A 23,132-nucleotide genomic window follows, 5' to 3' on the forward strand; every position below is an offset into this window, starting at 1 on the left:
AACACACTGCATGCGGTTCGTATCGAAACGAATCTACCGCGATCGAAATTTTTCCGCCAGCCGGAACTGCAAGATGACGAACTCGCACTGGTCGGCGGAAAAGTTCTCCAAATACAGAATCTGTGAGCCAAGGCGGGTACTGCTTGCCAACTGCTTCTTTTTCACGTAAGGAATGTGCTGATTCTATCAACTTCGGTGTGAAATCACCCGTTGGAGGATTATGTGTTTTTTTTTCTTAACGTCTGAACAACAAAACCGTGAAACACGCTGCAAACCCCAATCAACCTGTTAACCAGCTGACTTCTGGCGCCGCCCTCTTTGCCGTTGTACTCTGCATGCTCTTTGGCGCCAATCCCGTAGCTGTCAAGATCTGCCTAACCGGGATCGGTGCGTTCACCACCGGCGCCATACGTTTTACTGTGGCAGCGACGGTGTTGACCTGTTGGGCGATCTTCACAGGCCGCAAACTTGCCATAACAAGCAAGCAACTGGTTCAGATGGGGGTTCTGGGCCTGTTCTTCTTTCTGCAGATTGGAATCTTCTATTTCGGTCAGAATATGACCACCGCATCGCACGGGGTATTGATCAGCAATATTATGCCATTTCTGGTTATGGTCATGGCCCACTACCTGCTACCGGACGATCGTATCAATCCTCGCAAGGTAACTGGACTCATTTTCGGCTTTTCGGGAATCGTCCTCCTTTTTCGCGACTCACTGAGCCTGACGCAAGATGCACTCACCGGCGACCTGCTGCTGGTCTCGGCAGTGCTGATCTGGAGCTGTAATGCCATATTTGTGAAACGGATCATCGCCGGTTTCACCCCATTGCAGATCACCCTCTACCCAATGCTGATATCTATTCCTCTTTTCTACCTCGCCGGCATGCTCTTTGACCCGCAGATGGTGTACAATCTCTCGCCCGAGGTTCTGCTCGGGATGTTCTACCAGTCCATTGTCACCGCCTCGTTCGGGTTTGTTATGTGGAACGGGCTCATGCAAAAATACGGAGCCACAACCCTGCATGCCTTTGTCTTTGTGATGCCACTCTCCGGTGTGATGCTGGGTGTAGTGATTCTAGGGGAAGCGCTCACCCCAAGCCTCGTCGGTTCTATTTCCATGGTGGCCATAGGCTTGGTTGTGATCAACTGGCGGCGGCGAAAGAGTGCGGGAATTCATTTCAACCCCCTCCGCTGATATGAGTCCAGCAGTAAAACTGCTAATACAATCTCATTCGCACTGATCAAGGGAGATTTTGCCAAATGCTTGAGAGTCTATCTTTGGGAACCATATTTGGAACAATCCACATTCTTGTGCAGCTCGTCTTCTGTGCCAGGGCCCTCTTGCGGCCCCACCGTGAGCCCGCTTCACGCATAGCCTGGATTGTCGTCATTATGGTCTTCCCTGTTGTTGGAATTATCACATATCTCCTGCTCGGCGAAACCAATGTCGGACGACACCGGATCGAACGGATGCAAATAATACTCTCCCGGCTGCCAAATCCTGCTACGGCTGGCAGCAAAGACAGTACCTACCAGCAACAGATAGAAGACCATAACTATCAGCATCTGTTTGAGGCCGGCAGGTCGGTTAACGGTTTTCTTCCCGTGAACGGCAACCGTGCCCGGCTCCTTGGCGATTCAAATGCAACCATCGACGCCATGGTGGCTGACATTGATGCAGCCATTGAACAGGTCCATCTCATGTTTTATATCTGGCTGCCTGACAATAACGGCCGCAAGATCGCCGAAGCTCTACAGCGCGCCGCTTCGCGAGGTGTCATCTGCCGGGCCATGGCCGACAGTCTCGGCTCACGTTCCATGATCAACTCACCGCACTGGCATGCCATGTCGAACAATGGGGTCCGACTTGCCTGCGCCCTGCCAATCGCCGCTCCACCATTTGGTCTATTGAAGGGCCGTATCGACCTAAGAAATCATCGAAAAATAGTAATTATCGACAATCGCATCACCTATTGCGGCAGCCAGAATTGCGCCGACCCTGAGTTTCTCATCAAAGCAAAGTACGGCCCCTGGGTTGATGTCATGGTCCGCTTCGAAGGACCGATCGCCCTTCAGAATCAATATCTTTTTGCCAGCGACTGGATGCATGAGCGGGATGAAGACATAACCTGTCTGCTCACCGAGCAGCCACCTCATTTTGATGATGGCATAACGGCCCAGGTAATCGGCACAGGTCCCACCGTTCGCTATTCGGCAATGCCGGAGATTTTCGAGTCGTTGATGTATGCGGCAAGAAAAGAACTCGTGATCTCAACGCCTTACTATGTCCCAGATGAATCAATGCAGGCGGCGCTCTGCGCCTGTGCCCGCCGAGGGATTGCCACAACCCTCATTGTCCCGGCGCTAAATGACTCCTGGATTGTGGGCGCGGCAAGCAAAAGCTACTACAGCCAATTGCTTAACGCCGGAGTCCAACTGTTTGAATATGAAGGAGGATTGCTCCATGCCAAAACCCTCACCCTTGATGGGGAAGTAACCCTGATCGGCTCCGCCAATATGGATCGCCGTAGTTTTGAGCTCAACTATGAAAACAACATCCTGGTTCACAACAGCGGCCTGACGGCAGATGTTCGCGGCCGCCAGCAACAATACATAGATGGTTCCCACCAGGTTACGAAGGAAATGGTAAAAACCTGGAGTTGGCAACACAACCTTATCAACAATGCTGTAGCCACAATCGGCCCTATCCTGTAATAATAGGTAATAACAAAACAATATCGTTGTTTTGTTCTCCCTGTACCTACCTCTTTTTTATTAAAAAAAAGATTGCAGCATCTCTACAGGCGGACTAATGTTGTTCACCTGTCAAGAATGGTCCATTGGGACCGCCCATTCAGCTCATTGCTCTGTTCTATACCTGTCTACGTACAACATCTAACCACTCCCCTCTACTGTCGGAAACCATTGTGGACCTGCTGCACAATCATATTTTTCTTTTGCTCATTATCACTCTGCTCGGCATGCTGCTTGGCAGAGTGCGCTTTAAATCTTTCTCCCTTGGCTCTTCTGGTATCATTTTCATTGCGCTCTTCTTTGGCCATTTTGGCCTCACCCTGCCGAGTGATTTTCAAACGCTCGGCCTCGTCCTTTTCATATATTCAATCGGCTTACAGGCAGGTCCCGGTTTTCTCCATACCCTGCGCGACCGAGGACTTAAGCTTACCATCGGTGCCGTACTTATTATTGCAATCGGTTTTGTGACCGCACTCCTTGCTTCATGGTTCTATGGTTTTGATGCCGGAATCGGCGCAGGACTTTTCGCGGGTGCACTTACCAGCACTCCAGGTCTGGCCGTTGCCGTTGAAATGGCCGGACCAAATGCGCCGGCTGCGTATGGACTCACCTATTTCTTTGGTGTCACCGGAGTTATACTTTTCATCCAGTTGCTTCCCAAAGTACTGAAAATATCAATTGAAAAAGAAGAAAATATCTTAAATGAAGAGATCAGCCAGACTAGCATCCCTTTCGCCGTCGCGCACATTGAGCTGACCAATCCCAACATTTTTGGCAGAAAAGTTATGGAACTGCATCTCAGTTCCATTGCCCCGGTGGTCATCACCCGACTTCTTCGCCAGGGAGCAGAGGAACCGGTACTGGTGAAAGGAGAAACAGAACTCCAGGAAGGCGATCACTTACGAATCGTCGGTCGGGAACCTGATCTTGAAAAGATCAGTATGTTTTTGGGAATTCGCGTCGACAGCGAGATCAGCTTTGACCGGGCCCTTGAAAAGAGATCCATCATCGTGTCGAAACGCGAAATAGTTGGGATGAGTCTTAAACAGCTGAACTTCCGAGAAGTGTTCAATGTTCAGTTGTCCCGCGTCACCCGCAACGGCATCGACCTGCCGGCCACCCCAAACCTCAGTCTACATATGGGCGATACCGTTCATGCCGTAGGCGACACCCGGGCTCTGGCCAATATCACCAAGATCTTCGGCAACAACACCAAGGAGTTGTACAGCATCAGCCTCTTGCCAATTTTCATAGGCCTGCTGCTTGGCTTTCTTGTCGGCAAAATCCCACTCTTTATTCCCTTTGGTGGCACTTTTTATCTCGGCACCACAGGCGGGGTCCTGGTAGCCGGTCTCGTTCTCAGCAACCTCTACAAAACTGGGCCGATCATCTGGGAAATCCCCAGCACAGCCAACACATTTATCCGGGAGCTTGGGCTGATTCTCTTTATGGCCACAGTCGGCACCAAAACCGGGGCAACCATCCTCACCACCCTGGCAAGCCAGGGATTTGATCTCTTTTTCGCAGGAGTGGCGGTAACACTTATACCCCTCATTGGCGCGGTCATCATCTGTCGCTACCTGCTTGGTCTGCCATTCTTGCGGATGATAGGAGTCATCACCGGTGCAATGACCAGTACCCCCGGCCTAGCCGCAACCAACGATCTCTCCACAACTCACTACGCCTCATCAGCTTATGCCACCGTCTATCCGGTAGCATTGATCAGTATGATATTGTTTACAAAACTACTCGTCCTAATCCTGCGATAAGCTGAACAAACGCGGGTGACAAAAAACATGTGCGCCGCCCGCGTTTCCCTTGCTACTCGCCGAGGATCTTCAGAACCTCTGCACATTTGGTCCTGGCTCGCGACATCAACACATCCGCTTCTGATAAAATCTCATCCCTGTAGGCGGAATCTTTTATTCCTTCAAGATTGATCAGCACATTCTGATACGCTCCCCAGATGCCGGTCTCAAGTGATTTTGCCCCAACCTGGCTGTCAGATCGTGAAGCAGGATTACCGTATTGCGCAACTACTATGAGGGCATCCCATGCTTTATCGCCCAACCGCATGGTGGTAAGCGGAACCTGGATGGCAGTTTTCAGACCCGCCTGCATCTTGGCTTTTCGCGCTTCCCTCTCCTTCTCTGTACTCTTTGGCATCCGTAACCCTTCCATATACTCATTGAAGGCGGAAGTGTCGGCATCGATCATGGGAATAAGCTGCTGACTGACCTCATGGAGCACGGGAATGGCCTCTTTCATATGCGACTGGACTGCGTCAAATTTTCGCACACCCCAGGTGAGTTTTGCCACCATGGCCCCAAGACCAGCACCTATAGCAGCTATAGCAGCAGAAGCTGAGCCGCCACCGGGTGCAGAGGTACGGGCTGCCACTTCTTCGATAAAACCGCGTAATGTCAGACTGGCCAGTGGTTCATCCCGCTCCCCGGCCACGATATATTCGATAATCTTTTCTTTGGGTTTAAATGGAGCTACCGAGTTGAGGCCGAGCCGCTCCACCGCCAGACGGATCTTCTGTTCTTCTTCATAGATAAAGAGGTTTTCCTTCTCGATATAATATTCGGCCGCCATCAGTATTGCTTCACGGGGTACGACACCGACAATCTCGGAACCGGCCACCGCCACCTGCAACGCAGCGGCTTCCTTTTTGACCTCTTCAAACAAAACGTGGATCGGCGTTACCTGGAAGTCATTGAGATTCACCGTCACCTGGGCAACATTATACTCATCAACGTACCAGCCCATGCCCTTTACATCTTTCAGACGTCCAGGCTCTTCCGGGCTGCGTCCAGCCTCTCGCAGATTGAGGGCAATACGGTGTGCCTGGTTGGATGTCCCAATAATATTGACATTGTAAGCAATGAGGAACTTGCGGGCGCCGGTTGCGGTAATTCCCCACTCCGGCACAAAATTTTCCGGGCCATAATCAGGTTTCCAGCGAGGATCTTTCAGTCGCTCTGCCAACCCCTCATACTCACCTTCTCGCAGATCCGGAAGTTTTCGACGATACTCATGCTCCGCCGACTCTTCATAAAGATAGAATGGGATGCCCAGTTCCGCTGAAGCACGTTCTGCAAAACGCTTGGACACCTCCACACATTCATCCATGGTGACATTTGCAACCGGCACGAAAGGACAGACATCCATAGCACCGAAGCGAGGATGCTCACCTTTGTGCTTTCGCATATCGATTGTCGCTTTAGCAACTCTTGCCGCAGCCAACGCCCCTTCGACAATACTTTCCGGATCTCCGACAAAGGTATAGACGGTACGGTGAGTGGAGCGACCGGGGTCCACATCAACCAGGGTACAGCCGGCGACACTGCTGATCGCCGCAGAAATAGCCTCGATCACCTCTGGATTTCGGCCTTCTGAAAAATTGGGGACACACTCGATGATTTTCTTCATATCTCACTACCGGCACAGGCCGGTCTCATTATTTTATTTAATCACCCCTCATTCTCAGTCTGATAAGGTTAGGTGTGAGGTGTGACATATCGGAAAGTGATCACTCAACAGAATTTCTCCTACTTTCATATTGTTGGAACGAGCATTATCATTTCATGCAGGCGTTCCTCACTCCTCACTTCATGTAACTGAGCTTTCGGGGTAATCAGATTATTTTATAAAAACATCTATTAAACGACTTGTTCGCCCTTCTTGTAGACCTCTACCACCGGCGATACCCCGGCATGATAGGCCAGGATTGCCGGTGACTCACCGTCCAAAACCAGAAAGTCAGCCTGTTTCCCGACATCAAGACTACCCACCTTTTTTTCCATACCTATAGCGTAAGCGGGATTGAGGGTAGCTCCGACAAGTGCCTCTTCCGGGGTCATCTGCATATTGAGGATGGCAAGGCCAATCACAAAAGGCATTGATTCGGTATAACTGGAACCGGGATTACAGTCGGTGGCAAGGGCCACCGGCAGGTTGTTTTCTATCATGAATCTGGCACGGGCATAGGGTTTCCGAAGACTGTACGCTGTTGCCGGCAAGAGCGTAGCCACCACTCCGGCTTTTGCCATTGCCCGAAGATTGTCATCACCCGCCGCCAGTAAATGATCAGCAGAACAGGCGTTCAACTCCGCTGCCAACCCAGCTCCTCCAAGGTCATTGACCTCATCGGCATGCAGCTTGACCTTCATTCCCAGAGCTTTCGCCGCGCTCAGCAGTCTTCTTCCCTGTTCGATGGAAAAGACGCCTTTCTCGCAAAATATATCGCAATAATTGGAAATGCCTTGCTCACAAACAGCCGGTAGCATCTCTTGTACCAGCATCTCTATAAAACCGTCTGGATCATCACCATATTCAGGGGGGATCGCATGGGCGCCCAGAAAAGTGGCGACTATATCCTGCACACTTTCTTTGGCAACTCGGCCTATTGCAGCGAGCATCTTCAACTCGTTTTCGGTATCAAGCCCATAGCCGCTTTTTATCTCAAGAGTCGTAGTACCAAAACGCAGGGCTGAGGCCGCATGGGTGCTGGTCACCTCATAGAGAGCCTTTTCACTGGCCGCAGCCACAGCCTTCACCGAAGAAAGAATCCCTCCACCTTTGGCAAGAATCTCGAGATACGGGGTGCCTTTCAACCGCTCGACAAACTCGGCCTCTCTTCGAGCAGCAAAACACATATGGGTATGGGGATCGACAAAACCGGGAATGAGGCAGCGACCATCAACCTCGCGCACCTGCACTGTGGCAGCAGCTGGCACCTGGGCCACGACTTTTGCTTCATCACCGACCGCCACCACCATCCCTTCATGGACAAGCAAGGCGCCACCAGGATATTGAGCAAGCTCAGCCTGATGCTTTCCGGCAGCAGGCATTCCCCGATCTATCGGGCTGAAAATGTTAGCATTACGAAACAGGGTATAATACATGGCTCACCTCTTCTCCCTTCAACCTTTCACAGGCGAAGCAAACAGCGACTCAACCGCACCCGCGACACTCGCCTCATCCACCATAAAGGGAATGGTTATCTGGTCACCATTAGTGTTTTCCCTATTATATGCCATCGCTACTTCCATGGCGTTGGGGTTTCTACTCCAGTTGCGTCTGGCCACACCGCCCATGACATCCCATGACATTGCAGAGCGGAGAATCTCATCAACCCGTGTACTGCCATCAAGTACCATACCGAAGCCGCCATTGATCGCCTTGCCGATTCCTGTGCCGCCGCCGTTATGCAGAGCCACCAGCGACATGCCCCTTGCCGCATTACCGGCAAAACAGTGGGTGGCCATATCCGCGCAGACGTTGCTGCCGTCCTTGACATTTGCAGTCTCGCGAAACGGTGAGTCGGTGCCACCCGGATCGTGATGATCGCGGCCAAGAATGACCGGGCCAACCTCTCCTTTTCGAACCATCTCATTGAACTTTACGGCGATAGCTGTCCGGCCGCCAGCATCTGAATAGAGAATACGTGCCTGACTGCCAACCACCAGTTTGTTTTTCTCGGCATCGCGGATCCAGATATAGTTGTCGCGATCCTCTGGGCGGCGATCCGGATCGATACAAGACATGGCCGCAGCATCCGTTTTGGCCAGATCAGCCGGATCACCACTCAAACAGACCCAGCGGAATGGCCCATAGCCGTAATCAAAGATCGGCCCCATGATATCTTCAAAATAGGAAGGGAAGATAAAACCGTCTTTCTCATCTATGCCGTTCTTTGCAACCTCTTTGACGCCTGCATCATAGACAGCTTTCAGGAAAGCGTTGCCATAGTCAAAGAAATAGGCACCCTGGTCGCTCAGTCTCTGTACCGCTGCGATATGGCGCCTTAAGCTTGCATCGGTCAGTTCCTTGAATGTATCTCGATCAGTAGCAAGGAGCTCGGTGCGCTCGTCAAAAGTCAAGCCAACTGGACAGTAACCGCCATCGTAAACGACATGACAGGAGGTCTGGTCTGAGAGTAGATCAACCTTGTATTTTTTATCGGCCATATACTCGAGCAGATCGACCACATTACCGTGATAGGCGATAGAGAGGTTTTCTTTTTGGGCTGCTGCCCTGCTCGCCAGCTCAAGCACCTTGGCCAGATCACTCTCAACCACATCAACCCAACCCTGATCATGACGGGTGGTAATCCTGGAGAGATCAACTTCAGCGGTAATAGAAACCGCACCGGCTATTTTTGCTGCCTTGGGTTGAGCGCCACTCATGCCACCCAAGCCCGAAGAGACAAAGAGCAGGCCACGCAGGTCGCCATCAGCTGGTACACCGCACATTTTTCGACCGGCATTGAGAAGAGTATTGTAGGTGCCGTGCACAATGCCCTGGGGACCGATATACATCCAGCCTCCGGCGGTCATCTGTCCATAGGACGAGACTCCCATCTGGGCGGCAATCTCCCAGTCGGTAGGGTTGTCGTAAAGACCGACCATCAGACCGTTGGTAATAATCACCCGCGGCTGATCAGGGCTCGATTTGAATAACCCGAGCGGATGGCCGGACTGCATTACAAGGGTCTGTTCTTCTGTCATCGCCCGCAGATATTTCTGGATCAATCGGTACTGCATCCAGTTTTGACAGACTGAGCCAGTTTCACCATAGGTCACCAGTTCGTAGGGATAGAGCGCGACCTCAAAGTCGAGGTTGTTATCCATCATCAGCTGAAAGGTCTTACCGGCCAGACAGTTCCCCTGATACTCCTCGATAGCTTTCGCGTAAATCCGACCTTCCGGTCTGAAACGATAACCGTAGATCCGACCTCTGGTACGCAACTCTTCTAAAAATTCGGGGATCAACTCAGCATGGTATTTTTCCGGGATATACCGGAGCGCATTCTGCAGAGCCACCCTAGTCTGGCTTGGTGAAAGACGAAATCCACGATCCGGAGCCCTGCGAATTCCTGATTGAAAATCCTGTTGTTTTGGCAACTCGTCATCGAGCCTTATCGTCATGGCCTCGGCCACTTTGGAATTTGTCAGCATCGGCTAGTCCTCTATACATGTCTGTTTATTTAATTGGGTTGCCCGAAACCGCCCTTGAGGTCGGCAGCTTTTCATACTCGTGCCTGCATGGTATCACGCTCGATTTGTATATACAAGTAGATTTTCCAAATCAGTCATCAGTGGCCACCAAATATAACATTTCAGCACAAGCCCTCCTAAAACCGCTTGCCATTTCGTAGCCATTGTATATACATTACAACATGTGGTCTATACAGATTGACGACTCAACAAACTTACCTCCAACGAAACTTTTTCATACCTTGAGGGCCAGATAATCATGCAAATACTAGAAATCGATCCGGGCAGACTCACCCTTTCCCAGCTTAGGACAGTTGCCGAGGAACACGTCCACCTCAAACTCACCGCCGATTGCCGGCAAGCCATTGACAAATCTGTGGCAACGGTTCAAAAACTCGTCGATAGCGGCAGGGTTATCTATGGAATCAACACCGGCTTTGGCCTTCTTGCCCACACCCTCATCCCTCATGATGAGCTTGAGCACCTCCAACGTTCCATTGTCCTCTCCCATGCCGCCGGGGTGGGTTCATTCATGGACGAGGCGACCGTTCGCTTGCTGATGGTATTGAAAATCAACAGCCTCGCTCGCGGCTTTTCTGGAATCCGTTTTGAAGTTATCGATGCGTTGATGAAACTGGTCAACGCCAAAGTGTATCCCTGCATTCCGGTGAAGGGTTCAGTAGGCGCTTCAGGCGATTTAGCTCCGCTGGCACACATGAGTACGGTTTTGCTTGGAGAAGGTGAGGTAATTTATGATGGACGGCGAATAAACGGCCGCGAAGGCTTAACCATCGCCGGACTGAAACCAGTGACGCTCGGGCCCAAAGAAGGGTTGGCTCTCTTAAACGGCACCCAGGCCTCTACCGCCTTGGCGTTAAAAGGTTTCTTCGCTGCCGAAAACCTGTTTGCCGCCGGCATGGTCACTGGCAGCCTCAGCGTTGAAGCCGCACTTGGTAGCCGCCGTCCTTTCGACCCGCTTATTCATGAAGTACGCGGCCACAAAAGCCAAATTGATGTGGCTGCCGCTTACCGCAAGCTGCTTGAACACAGCGAGATAGAGATTTCCCACAAAGATTGCGAGGCGGTGCAAGACCCCTACTCGCTTCGTTGCCAGCCTCAGGTAATGGGGGCTTGCCTCACCCAGATCAGGAATGCGGCTGAAACCCTCCTTACCGAAGCTAATGGTGTTACGGACAATCCGCTGGTTTTTGCAGAACAGGAAGATATCATCTCGGGCGGCAACTTCCACGCCGAGCCGGTGGCCATGGCCGCTGACAACCTGGCCCTGGCTATTGCCGAGATCGGATCCCTATCAGAGCGACGCATGGCCCTGTTGATCGATACCCATATGAGCAAACTGCCACCCTTTCTTGTGGAAAAAGGCGGACTCAACTCCGGTTTCATGATCGCCCAAGTAACCTCGGCGGCCCTTGCCAGCGAGAATAAATCACTTGCCCATCCTGCCTCTGTCGACAGCCTGCCAACCTCCGCCAACCAGGAGGACCATGTGTCGATGGCCACTTTTGCCGCAAGAAGACTTGGCGACATGGCAGAAAACACCGCCAACATTCTGGCGATTGAGCTGCTAGCCGCCTGCCAGGGGTTAGATTTCCGGGCACCTCTCAAAAGCTCCGAACTGCTGGAATCAGCCAAAAGTATGGTGCGGGCCAGAGTTCCATTTTACGATCAGGACAGGTATTTCGCACCGGACATCAAGCAGATCTATACTCTGATCAGAAAAGGAGAATTAAACACACTGCTCGATCCTTCACTGCTGCCCAGCTTCTAACCCAGACAACACTATGAAGACACGCCGCGCAATCAACATCTCCACTGACGACATCCCTCGCTACCAGCAGGTGAAAGACTACATCATCGACCGGATCAATTCCGGCGCCTGGCAGCCTGGGATGAAAATCGACTCGGAAGCGGAGCTGGTCGCCGCTACCGGCGTTTCACGGATGACCGTCAACAGGGCGCTGAGGGAACTCACCGCCGAGGGTCGCTTAACCCGTATGCAGGGGAGCGGCACCTTTGTTGCGGAGCAGAAACCGCAATCGGCACTGCTGGAAATCCACTCCATTGCCCAGGAGATACGAGAGCGCGGCGGTAAATATTCCTGCGAAATACATTCGCTGCAGGAGGAAAAGGCCCGGCCCGACCTGGCCCGGGCCATGTCTCTCGCACCCTATTCCACAGTTTACCATTCGGTGATCGTTCACAAAGATAATGGCGTGCCCATCCAGCTCTCCAGCCGCTTTATCAACCCGAAAATTGCACCCGATTACCTGAAGCAGGATTTCACCACAATCACCCCCAACGAATACCTGCTAAGCCTTGCCCCCATTACTTCAGTGGAGCATGTCATCGAGGCGCTAATTGCCGAACCGTGGGTAAGGGATCTGCTTGAAATAAATAGCGCTGAACCCTGTCTGGCCCTTCATCGCAAGACCTGGGTCGGGGAAGTAATCGCCACCTGCTCAACCTTCTACTACCCTGGATCCCGCTATACCCTGGGAGGCCGTTTTACCCCGCCCAGCGCCGGCTCTATCGGCATCAGCTGAAGAAAGAACATCATCGCGCGTATCATCCATGGTGCATGCCATGCCTGTCCTTCGATATTGGTAAAAGGTTTCCTAGAAACAACAGTTAAAGCTTTTTAGTAGCGGGTTCCTTCAACTTCGAATTTGCTTGCCTGATCAGCCAAGTCAGCAATCACCCTATCCGTTAACGCGATTTCCATTGCTTGCCAATTCTGCAGCAGATACTTTTCATGGCGGGTTCCAGGAATCAACGCGATATCATCTCCCTGTGCCAGAAGCCAGGCAAGGGCCAATTGAGCGTTACTGATTTTAAGATCTGCGGCATGCTTGCTCAAAGTTGCCAACAATTTTTTGTTGTGCTCGATGGCCTCTGGTTGAAAACGTGGATTCTCTCGGCGCCAGTCCCCTTCCTGCAGGTCCGCCTGCGCCTGGATTTCGCCACTGAGGAAACCTCGGCCCATGGGGCTGTATGCCACAAACCCAATACCCAACTCACGAATAGTGGGTAGAATTTCTTGTTCTACATCGCGACTCCAAAGTGAATATTCGGTCTGCAAGGAAGTTATGGGATGCACCTGATGCGCACTGCGAATCTGTTCGGGAGTGGCTTCTGATAGGCCAATGTATTTGACCTTACCTTCCTGAACAAGTCCTGCCATTGCCCCAACAGTTTCAGCAATCGGCACATCAGGATCCACCCTGTGTTGGTAATACAGATCGATATAGTCTGTACCCATACGTTGCAAGGATGCATCACAACAGGATTTCACATACTCTGGGCGACCGTTGATACCCAACCATTCGCCTGCTTCGCTGCGCATCACACCAAATTTGGTGGCCAGAATAATTTTCTCCCGTTTTCCCTGAAAGGCTTCTGCCAGCAGACGTTCATTTGTGAACGGTCCGTACATGTCCGCCGTGTCCCAGAAATTGCAACCAATCTCTAGTGCTTTTTCCAGAACCTTGAGATTATTCACCCGGTCACTGCTGCCGTAAAAATCCGACATTCCCATACAGCCAAGCCCAATGGCCGGAACCTGTAACCCCTGTTTGCCTAAAAGAATTTTTTTCATAATGCTCTCCTTAGATCGGCACGCTATCACATATTGAGGCATCTCGAGTTGCGAAGAACACTCCTGCCTTTGCGGTTATTGTCAAAAATTGCTTACATGCACTATACACCATGTTTCAGATAGGCTGTTAGAAGATCCTTAATGACTCAGGAAAAACCTGAACGGATAGTTTATGTGCCTATATCATATCGATAGCAGCAATCATCAAATCTTGTATTTTCAAAGGGCGTTGAGTGAAGATCTGACCATGTGGGAAAAACAAGCATTACCCATAGTGAAGAGCTTGACCGGAAGATCATTTTTTACCCGCAGTCGTGTTGTAATCTCCTTCTCTTCCATTCCCTTTTTATGTAGCTCGATGACCTGCTGGTTAAAGCTTATTAAATAATCGAGTTTTCGTTTAATGCGGGTCCTACCGTCTTTCAGACAGGGGCGATGCGAACAGAAAAGTATGTCAAAATCCAATTCTGCAATTCTTGTTAAAGAGTCTATCTGCTGATCAATTCTTTCATCAATCCTGAAAAATTGTATTTTTTCGCCGACGTAGAGGTCTCCGGAAAAGAGCCAACCCTCTTTCTCAGCATAGTAAACAGTATGATCTTTACTATGCCCCGGGGTATGCACGGCCTTGAGTGTGATATTCTCAGCTGCAATTATTTCGGGACAGATTTCCCCTTGAAACATGGGAGCCTTGCCAAACAGGATGTGCTGGTAAGGAAGGATTTTGAATCCTTTTGATAACTTTGATACCCCATACGGATGCAGGTATACCGGTGCACTGCATCGATTTTTCAAGAAACCGGCATTGCCGCTATGGTCTTCATGATGGTGTGTCAGCAGGATTGAAGTGACATTGTTAACGCTGATCATCGAACTGACTTTTTTGCGGAGATGGTGGGGACCGGTGTCTATCAATATGGAATCTATATGATAAAGATAAACTGACTTTATTGGCTTTCCCATAGGTGCAATACCTACCTCAAAGCCTTTTACAGATCCATAGGTGTGCTGTTTTGCAAATATCATCGGCGGCAATCTTTTATTTACAAATGTGGCAGTGGAAACCAGAGTCTCCCTTCATGCTCCTCTCAGCGAAAAGATAGAGGCGTGAATGATATGTCAGACTATGTTTAACACCTACCCACTCAGTTCATCTTTTGCAATATCTTATAATTGCCAGATCTCAATCAGATCTCTCTGGAAAGCATCAAAAATAGTCTCAACCCGTACGACTTGCCAATGCATTCTTATTGCCAATGGAAACCTCGACACAGCACTTCTCGATACTGTTATGGTATCGCACAGGATTCCTAACAACATAACACCAAGGTAGCCGTGCCGAAAACCTAGCCTCTTGATACGTTTGATAGGCCATGCTAAAAAAACAATCGAGTTGAGAAAGGGTGCATAAGAAAAGTGACTTTTTTTGCTTAACCACCAAACTATTCACCGGACTTTCTTTTCGTTTTTTGATCAAAGCTAGTATCGCCAAAATAGACATGGCGGATGTTTGCCATGACGATAGCCGTTGTCCAACCAAACATGATTATGCCGTTGGCAGCTTCAAAAGATGCCAGCAAACGCCAATACTCCGCCGAAACGACGATATCACCGTACCCAAGTGTCGTATAGGTGACCATGGAAAAATATGCCGCTTGCTCAAAAGTCTTAATAACACCAAAAAGAACATAAGGCGCCGCCCAGATCAGCGACTCAATAAGTGATACAAAAAACATGAACACCACAATACTGCTGACCCGAAACACATTGGTCTCATGCCATTTGAGTAGCCTTCCGTGATGTCGTGGTGGTTGCGCCAAACGTATGGAGGCTGTCATTGCAGCCGCATGGATGGCTGTAGTAATGAAAATCATGAAAGTGGCGACGACAATTGTGAGCAGCATGGCATTTGTCCTTTTTCTTTTTTCTGCTATTCAACCAACACGCCCTTCCAGGCTTCAGTCCTTTCTATCATTGCTTTCTTCATTTCTACAGGTAACAGGTTAACAGGGTCCTGATTCTTGCGTATTTCCCATCCACCGCCAAGTGCCTTATAGACGCTGACAAGATTGACAGCGGCTTGGCCCTCACTTGCTACAAGCAGATCCTGCTGCTGGAGATTACTCTGAAGAGTAGTAATAAGAGTATTGAACGGGATAGACCCTTCCTGGTACTGGATGGACGAGATTCGAACCGCCCTTTGCGAGGCCGCCGCGGCTTGTTCGTAAATTGCCAATTGCTCATGGGACTTCACATATCCGACAATCGCATCCTCGACTTCACCCTGAGCAACCAGTATGTTGTTGAGATAATCGACCAACAACTGCTGGAACACTGCATCCTGCAGCCGCACGTTGCTTTTGAGTCTGCCGTAGTTGAAAATGTTCCATTCAAACATGCCAAATAAACTCCAGGTCTTGGTATCATTTGTGAAAAGATCACTGCTCTTGACGCTGCTGGTGCCTATGGCTCCGCCAATGGTAAGGTGTGGATAAAGGTCGGTAATAGCAAAACCGATGTTGGCACTTTGGGCAGCAAGCTGCCGCTCGGCCAGGCGAACGTCAGGCCTACGCCGGATAAGGTCCTGGGGCATTCCTACCGCAACAGTAACAGAAGTCCTGGGAATCGGCTCTTTGTTCATTATCAGGTCATTGAATTTGGCCGGAGTAGTCCCCAGGAGTATGGCCATACCATTTTTGAGCTGCTGTATACTTGCCTCGTAGGAAGGCACAGAGGCGCGAGTATTATGTAACAGACTTTCAGCCTGATCAACATCCAGCTCGCTTACTTCGCCAGCCTGCAACTTTGCTTTGGCTATCTGCAGACTCTTCTCCTGCAGCAGGATATTCTCCCTGGCCACAGCAAGCCTCTGTTGATATGTCCGCATTAAAACATAATTCTGGGCGACCTGAGCAACCAGAGAGATCAGCACGCCATCATAAGCCGCAACACTCCCATCAAGACCGGCGGCAGCAGATTCGACCTGATAGCGAAATCGACCCCACAAATCGGCCTCCCATCCTACATTGAAACCAAGGCTGTAATTGTTAAAAGTGATTGCGTTGGCTTTCTGGCGCGAGGAAGAACCGGAAAGCTGTTGCTGCTGGGGATACTGATTGCCGATGGCAATAGCGAGCTGCTGCTGGGCCTGCAATACCCGAAGCCCCGCGGAAAGAAGACTCAGGTTCTGCCCTAAAGCAAGATCAATGAGATGATCGAGTTGCGGGTCTTTAAATGATGATGCCCACCAACGAGGATCAACAATGCTTTTTGCCGTGATGGTAGAGTCCGATTCAGCAAGCCAAATATTTTCGGTCTTGACAACGGGTGTCTTATATACAGGACCGACCTGAAAACATCCTGCCAGCATACATGCTGGCAATATGCAGAAAAATCGCAAGATGAACAGTTTCATTTCCTCTCCCCTCTGCTATCGGCTATCCCCTTATCCAGGGCACTTAAGCCAAAATATACCTTCATGATTATATGCTCCCAGTCCAAGGAAGAGATAGGCTACACGTGTCCATTACTGCAGTAAGGATGGTGCAGGAACGGCAGGAGCGGAATCTGATGTGCCGGCTGTATTCGTTTTTACCATCACAGAACATGTTGTGCCCACCCGCAACTTCACGTCTTCTGGTATTTCGGTCAGATGTATTCGAATAGGAATCCTTTGAGCGAGGCGTATCCAGTCGAACGTCGGGCTGACGTTGGGCAAGAGATCAGTGCCAGTGGTTCCGTCACTTCTGGCAATACCCCAGCCCAAACTATCAACCTGGCCTTTGAGCGGCTTGTCGGGATAGGTCATTAGGGTAACCACCGCCTGGTCTCCGGGATCAATGTTTGCGATATTGTTTTCCCTGAAAAAAGCTTGCACTCGGAACGTGCTGATATCGACAAGGGCCAACGCCGGCTGGTTTGCTACTGCCTGGGTGCCAAGACGCAGTGTCAGGTTGGTTATATAGCCGTCTGCCGGAGCATACACTTCTGTAAATTCAAGATTCAACTCGGCCTGTCGCAAGGCGGCAAGGGCAACTCGAACCTGAGAATTGTCCTCCCCTATTTTACCCAGTTTTGCTTCGGCCTCCGCGAGACTCGCCTCAGCCTCAGCCAATGACCCTTTAGCCTGACGCAACTGAGCTTCAGCGCTTCGCTTTTGTTGCAATGAAACATCGTAATTGGCCTGCGCACTCTCAACCGCGCGGCGAGAGGTAGCTTTCTGGGGCAGGAGTTCCTGTTGCCTCTTCAATTCAGCCATGTTTCGAATTATCGTTGCATCATAGGCAGCGAGCTGACTTTGAGCCCGCTCAATGTTGTCTTTTGAAACATCAACGGCTGCTTGTGCTGCTTCTACCTGTTTCTCAAGAGCGACAACACTATCACCTGTTTCATCAAGGACAGCCTTTGCTCGTGCACGCTCTGCTTCGAAAGTGCGTGGATCGATGCGAAACAGGAGATCTCCGGCGCGGACAGCCTGGTTATCCCGAATAGGCAACTCCACAATCGGGCCAGTGACTCTTGGGGTAACTTTGATGATATCGGCTGTTATCTGTCCGTCACGGGTCCACGGGTTAACCACATAGTCCCAATATTTGAGACAAGCCACAGAGAGCGCCGCCAGTACTATGCCTGTTGTAATCAAATGTCTGCGATCAATTTTCAAGGGTTAGCCTCCTACGACCACTGTGGCAATTATAACGGTATATAGGACCAATATGGAAACAAATACCAGAGAAGGATTAACAAAATAACGAGATAAACGATATCGATTCAACAGTCGTGTAGTGATTAGCGTAGCCACCAGGCCAAATGCTGCGGAGACCAGCATTGGGGGAAGGTACACTTCTGCAATCGCGAACTCACTTGGAACAAAATTCATGGGTTATTCCTCTAATTTCTCGTAGAACTGTTGGCTGTTCATAAACATTTTGTATACCTGGCGTATAATATCTGGACAAACAGAAATGTCTGCTTGAGTTGTGCACAACATCAACATCCTTTCCCTCCTGTTGATTCATTTATGCTCAGCGACCTGCTTGATCTCTCAGAAACGTACTTCACTCAAGCACCCCCAATCGATTGGAGCAATACGTCGCGTCAGTTCAACTAAAGCGCGGGAAACTCCACGGTACGCACCAAGTAACTGGTAAATATGCTTTCGCTCCTCAGGGGAAATAGCAGAATCATCTATTTGATCGACCGCATTTTCTGCGTGCTGCTCAATTCTTTTTAATGAAGATTCGAAACGTTCCACATCCTGTTCGTTCAATCGAAAAGGCATCTCGGAAAGGTGGGAGAAAACATGGTGAACCTTTTCATGCCAGCTCTGAATATCCGCGAACACCTTATATTGAGCTTCTGAAAATTCTGCTGGTTGTATTTTCTCCAGGGTTCGGATCAAATCGCTTAGCTTAAGCATCTCGTTTATCATCGACTCGAGTTGGGGTTTTGTGGTATCGCCGAGAACTGATTTCGGCAGGAAATCTTTCCATACTCGCAATCGCTGAGGCAAGACAGTGATCTCGTGCGAATGGAATGCACGTAACCACTTCAGCCAGGGGGATCCGAGGCGGATGTTAGTTGACAGTAAATATTCAGCACTGCAAAGGAAACGTTTCAGGAGCACAGGAAAACGATCCTCAGCACGAAAAGAGATGGGGAATCGCCAGGCTGCCATAAGTATCAGGACAAAGACTGGCAATGCGAACATCCAGTTTGCGAAATAGAGGAAACTATAGTGCTGTTGGTTTTCTGCACCAATGATGATGATCAGCGCCAGGATCCCAATGCTCTTGGCAACTACGGCTTTGGGTTGATGAAAAACATACCCGATAAGGAAAGTCGTGACAAAAAGCATGGTACCAAGTTCGCCAAATCCTGAAAGATGCGGCATGACGAACATATAGACTGCCCCGGCGAACAGCGCTCCAAGCACCATGGGCCAGAACAGCACACGTGCGGGCACGAAGGGAGCCGCGCCCAGGACCATCGCAAAAGCATTGGCCATCACCAGGGTTCCCACCGGGTTGGGAAAAGATGGTATATAGATCACCAGCAAGATGAGCATCCACAGAACAGTGGTCTGACGGACCGCTGCGGCAAATCTATCAGGATCGAGTATAACAGCTGACTTCCCATCCTGTTGATGCGCAGCGGGCTGTGCCTGAGACCCGGTATGTATTTCGTACAATGTGCTGACAATTGCGGCAGATTGTTTATCGATCTCCAACAGCTGGTCCCTGAATAGCATCAGGGCAGCGCGCTGCAGATGGGTCAACTTTGCCACCTCATCCATGTCGATACCAAGATCAATGCTCGCTGGACGATGTCCTTCCGACGTTCCAGCAAGTAAGGCACTCATGCCGGCATAGCGGTCTTTCAATTCGACACGAATACTGGCAAGATCGATAAACAGACTCTGCAGGTTTGCCCCTTGCAGGTCTCTCAGTGTTTGCTGCCCGCGGTCGAGGGCTTCGGTCAAGGTAGCCATCTGCCCGATGATGCGCCGCCAAGCGTAGCGCGCCTCCATGATTTGATCGTTGTCATAGATCACTCCTTCAAGCTGTGATCCGAGCTTAGTTTGGATTGCAGCGAGTTGCACTCTCAGGGGTTGCTCCTGTGCAGCTGTTGCCCGTGTGAATGATGCCACAAGAAAGTCATGCTGCGCATTTAACACTGAACGCACGTTGTTTTCGAAATCTTCACCGCCACGCCTTGGCCACAACAGGACTGCAACCAGACTATACACAACCATGCCCAGTCCCGTTTCCAGGACGCGAAGCTCGATCATCTCAAACGAATTCAATGCCAATCCTTCTCCAAGCATGGCAAGCAGCGGCAGATTAAATCCGGTATTGAACCATATGTCAGCATAGCGGGAACCGCCGCTGTGACGATAGGTGCAGAGCGCGAGAAACATCGTCATGACGCCTAAAAAAGCCCAGCGATCCTGACCAAACATCGCAATCATAACGATGGTGACAATACCCGAGAAAAAGGTGCCGACCACCCGTAACACACCTTTACGAACAGAATCTCCTGCAGTGGCCATACTGCAGAATGCGACAGACATACCAGCCCAAAAGGGTTTATCCCAATTCATACCCATGGCAATGCCATAGGTAATCACCATCGCCAGGGCAACCTTGAAGGCATGTTGAAATCGTAGGGACATTCGAGTCACCAATTACATGATAAAACACAGATTAGGAGAAGTTTTCAGCACTGTTACAACGGTGAAGCGATCAGAAATGTTCTTAAAACGATGCCTGTTTCATATTCAGCAGTTTATTTTCCCGACCCAGACGGAAACCTGATCGAAGTATCGAATTATGAAAAAACATAGCTTTTCCCTCACAACGACAGCTAGATCAGCATAGTGCATGAGCAAGCCCCCTCTCTCGCCCTTATCTATCCAAGGAGCATCATAAAAATCCTAACCAAGCCAATTCTTCCAGCACTTGAGGTTGGCAACATGCATCTTCAATGAGTGATTGATCGATTCTATCCTTGAATCGCACCTCTTGTCTAACAGGCATTCTCTTTGTATAACATTACGAGGTCGGAGTTTCACTGTTTCTGAATAATCAGTTGCTAAACCTCGCGTGCCCCCATGGAGCAGAGCGAGAGTTAACATGTCACTCAACACCGACAGCGACCCTTTACGGCATCGTATAATGTATCTCCATTTAAAACTGGCCTCTATGAAAATAAACTCTCGCCTCTTAATAAATAAGCTGATAGGAGATCCTAAAGACAAAGAACTCGAAGAAAGAATATTCAATTCTTTAATGATTCTTACGTTTCTATTCGGTTTTATTTCCTCATTTTATAATATTCTGCTTGAGAACCAACCGTCACTGACTACCTGCTCAATATTAGGTGGTTTTGTTGGTGCCACTTCTTACTACTACTCATATCAGACCGGAAACTACCGAGCAATAGTCTCTAAAATTGTTGTTTTCCTATTCGCGATCATGATTGTCAGTTGGTTGACGAATGCAGGAACCGGAGGAGCTGGAGCATTTTTCTTTTTCCTTCTAGTAACCATTGGGGTGATGCTTATGAATAAGCATTTTATCCCTTTCATGGTTGCAATCGTTGCCACCCTCGTTGGACTCATGGCAATTGAGCACTATTTCCCTTCTCTCCTCGTTGGTTATTCAAATGAAAAGCAACATTTTTGGGATGTGTGCATTTCATTACTTATATGTATAGTTTTCAATGGAATGATGATTCATTTCGTTTTCAGTCAGTATCTACAGGAGAAAAAACGAAACGAAGATCTTTTAGTTCAAGCGATAAAAGATAGGGATGAGCTAGAGCTAACTAACGATTGTAATAGCATTTTGCTAAAAGAAGTTTATCACCGAACAAAAAACAACATGCTGGTAATCATCTCCATGCTGAACCTTCGTGCCATGACCGTCGAAGATTCAAATTTTCGCCAATTAGCAGTGGATACCGAAAATAAAATTCGCGCTATGGCGTTAGTACACGAACAGCTTTATCAGTCTTCAAACTTACGCAATTTGGACTTTGGAAAATATTTGCGAAACATGACAAAGACATTGGTAAGCAGTGTAACAAGTAATGACCGAATTGAAGTGGAGATAGATTGCAATTACCGAACTCTATCTATTGATGTTGCAATACCATTAGGATTGGTTATTAATGAAATCATAACAAATGCACTAAAGCATGCCTTCCCCAATAACATGAAAGGAAAAATCAAGATCGCCATGCGAGAATTTGATTGTAAATTTATAGAGTTGTTAATTGGCGACAATGGGATAGGTATCCCAGATAATTTCAATCCTGTCTTATCAAAATCACTAGGTATGCAAATCAACAGCAGCCTTATAAAACAGCAGCTGAAAGGGACAATAGATATCTCCAAAGAAAATGGTACGAGATACACGATACGATTTCCTAAGGATGAACATAACCTCCAAGATTAGAGCTTATTATAGAAGGATTTCAAAACCAAGTACCAATTCCGTTTCGTGGCCTGCCTATTATTATTCTGCAGAGAAAAAAATAATTCAAAACCTCTTCCTGAGAAATGCTGGCGAGATCACACTGGCTAAATCTTGGAGTGAAAAGATTAAGGATTAACACTTACACGACTTGATGGCATTTTTTTCGAGTTGGCTCTGTGGTACTGCAAATGGAAATCGACCGCTTAGGAAACGTTCATGGTGCACCTCCTGTGGTTGAGGTTATATGAACTGTATTTTCTAACACTTGGAGTATACACCATGATGCGGATGAGTTCTTTACGAGGGATGCTTGACCAATGGTTGGATAAAATGAGGATTCATCCGAAAGTGGTTGGTGAGTTTGATGACAATGCTCTGCTCTTAGTGTTTGGACAAGCTGGCGAAGGTGTATTTATGGTGCTGACAGTCTTCGAAACAGAAGTTAAACAGCAGTATCAAGTTCAAATTATCGGTCGTACAGACAAAATACGATAGAGATTTCATGCAATTTGGGTGTGTTCAGAATTCTGTGTCATCTTCCGTTGTGGCCCGCCATCACCCCTTCAGCAAGCGGAGGTAAAAGTCAGCGCTGAGAATGGGCACCTTAAACATGCTCGTCGGAAGTGCTGACTTTTGTTGGAGCGGATTTTGATATCCATAGCTTTAGCCTTATTTGCCTCTATTTCAAAGCCCTAATTCTTGATCCAGCCGCCCTTCGAAAAAAATCGCCAGCTGAGAAACAGACAGCGACCAGTTCTGAATAGGCATTGTCCACT

The 23,132-nt window shown here is 49.2% G+C and carries 17 protein-coding genes; 7 read left to right on the plus strand and 10 right to left on the minus strand.

Annotated features, from left to right (window positions below):
• Positions 1-257 precede the first annotated feature (257 nt).
• From BUF15_RS08530 to BUF15_RS08540, 3 genes are all read left to right on the plus strand, one after another.
• Positions 258-1,196 (plus strand): DMT family transporter, encoded by a 939-nt coding sequence (locus BUF15_RS08530; RefSeq protein WP_073613040.1) that lies wholly within the window; start codon positions 258-260, stop codon positions 1,194-1,196.
• Between the two features lie 65 nt (positions 1,197-1,261).
• Positions 1,262-2,716, plus strand: a complete 1,455-nt coding sequence (gene cls, locus BUF15_RS08535; protein WP_073613041.1) for a cardiolipin synthase — start codon at positions 1,262-1,264, stop codon at positions 2,714-2,716.
• Positions 2,717-2,928: 212 nt separating this feature from the next.
• The gene (locus BUF15_RS08540) at positions 2,929-4,524 is read left to right on the plus strand and encodes an aspartate:alanine exchanger family transporter (protein WP_073613042.1); all 1,596 of its coding nucleotides are present in this window, start codon (positions 2,929-2,931) and stop codon (positions 4,522-4,524) included.
• A gap of 52 nt (positions 4,525-4,576) precedes the next feature.
• Here the strand turns inward: BUF15_RS08540 and ftcD are convergent, their stop codons facing one another.
• The 3 genes from ftcD to BUF15_RS08555 all read right to left on the minus strand — a co-directional run bounded on the left by ftcD (position 4,577) and on the right by BUF15_RS08555 (position 9,720).
• A complete protein-coding gene (gene ftcD / locus BUF15_RS08545; protein WP_073613043.1) occupies positions 4,577-6,190 on the minus strand; it encodes a glutamate formimidoyltransferase in 1,614 nt (537 codons plus the stop codon).
• Between the two features lie 230 nt (positions 6,191-6,420).
• The gene (hutI, locus tag BUF15_RS08550) at positions 6,421-7,665 is read right to left on the minus strand and encodes an imidazolonepropionase (protein WP_073613044.1); all 1,245 of its coding nucleotides are present in this window, start codon (positions 7,663-7,665) and stop codon (positions 6,421-6,423) included.
• Between the two features lie 18 nt (positions 7,666-7,683).
• The gene (locus BUF15_RS08555) at positions 7,684-9,720 is read right to left on the minus strand and encodes a urocanate hydratase (protein ID WP_073613045.1); all 2,037 of its coding nucleotides are present in this window, start codon (positions 9,718-9,720) and stop codon (positions 7,684-7,686) included.
• A gap of 298 nt (positions 9,721-10,018) precedes the next feature.
• Here BUF15_RS08555 and hutH point away from each other — a divergent pair, with 298 nt between their 5' ends.
• Positions 10,019-11,548, plus strand: coding sequence for a histidine ammonia-lyase (hutH, locus tag BUF15_RS08560; protein WP_073613046.1), 1,530 nt, complete (start codon positions 10,019-10,021; stop codon positions 11,546-11,548).
• A 13-nt stretch (positions 11,549-11,561) separates the two neighbouring features.
• Complete coding sequence (gene hutC, locus BUF15_RS08565) at positions 11,562-12,323, plus strand: histidine utilization repressor (RefSeq protein ID WP_073613047.1); 762 nt, start codon at positions 11,562-11,564, stop codon at positions 12,321-12,323.
• Between the two features lie 95 nt (positions 12,324-12,418).
• Here hutC and BUF15_RS08570 read toward each other — a convergent pair whose 3' ends face one another.
• From BUF15_RS08570 to BUF15_RS08600, 7 genes are all read right to left on the minus strand, one after another.
• Entirely contained in the window at positions 12,419-13,375 is a 957-nt protein-coding gene (locus BUF15_RS08570) for an aldo/keto reductase (RefSeq protein WP_073613048.1), read from the minus strand.
• A gap of 219 nt (positions 13,376-13,594) precedes the next feature.
• On the minus strand, positions 13,595-14,401 hold the full coding sequence (locus BUF15_RS08575; RefSeq protein WP_073613049.1) for an MBL fold metallo-hydrolase: 807 nt from the start codon (positions 14,399-14,401) through the stop codon (positions 13,595-13,597).
• A 416-nt stretch (positions 14,402-14,817) separates the two neighbouring features.
• Positions 14,818-15,279, minus strand: a complete 462-nt coding sequence (locus BUF15_RS08580; RefSeq protein WP_073613050.1) for a potassium channel family protein — start codon at positions 15,277-15,279, stop codon at positions 14,818-14,820.
• Positions 15,280-15,305: 26 nt separating this feature from the next.
• Positions 15,306-16,790 (minus strand): TolC family protein, encoded by a 1,485-nt coding sequence (locus BUF15_RS08585; RefSeq protein ID WP_073613051.1) that lies wholly within the window; start codon positions 16,788-16,790, stop codon positions 15,306-15,308.
• A 111-nt stretch (positions 16,791-16,901) separates the two neighbouring features.
• On the minus strand, positions 16,902-18,038 hold the full coding sequence (locus tag BUF15_RS08590) for an HlyD family secretion protein (protein ID WP_073613052.1): 1,137 nt from the start codon (positions 18,036-18,038) through the stop codon (positions 16,902-16,904).
• A 3-nt stretch (positions 18,039-18,041) separates the two neighbouring features.
• On the minus strand, positions 18,042-18,254 hold the full coding sequence (locus tag BUF15_RS28320; protein ID WP_073613053.1) for a DUF1656 domain-containing protein: 213 nt from the start codon (positions 18,252-18,254) through the stop codon (positions 18,042-18,044).
• Positions 18,255-18,419: 165 nt separating this feature from the next.
• Positions 18,420-20,549 carry an FUSC family protein gene (locus BUF15_RS08600; RefSeq protein ID WP_073613054.1) on the minus strand — a complete coding sequence of 710 codons (2,130 nt, stop codon included), beginning with the start codon at positions 20,547-20,549 and terminating at the stop codon, positions 18,420-18,422.
• 460 nt (positions 20,550-21,009) lie between these two features.
• Between BUF15_RS08600 and BUF15_RS08605 the strand changes: the two genes are divergently transcribed.
• Both BUF15_RS08605 and BUF15_RS08610 read left to right on the plus strand, forming a co-directional pair.
• Positions 21,010-22,335, plus strand: a complete 1,326-nt coding sequence (locus tag BUF15_RS08605; protein WP_073613055.1) for a sensor histidine kinase — start codon at positions 21,010-21,012, stop codon at positions 22,333-22,335.
• A 300-nt stretch (positions 22,336-22,635) separates the two neighbouring features.
• Entirely contained in the window at positions 22,636-22,851 is a 216-nt protein-coding gene (locus BUF15_RS08610) for a type 2 periplasmic-binding domain-containing protein (protein ID WP_143170667.1), read from the plus strand.
• The last annotated feature ends 281 nt before the right edge of the window (positions 22,852-23,132 follow it).

Source organism: Desulfopila aestuarii DSM 18488, assembly GCF_900143695.1.
In the GTDB taxonomy this organism is placed as follows: domain Bacteria; phylum Desulfobacterota; class Desulfobulbia; order Desulfobulbales; family Desulfocapsaceae; genus Desulfopila; species Desulfopila aestuarii.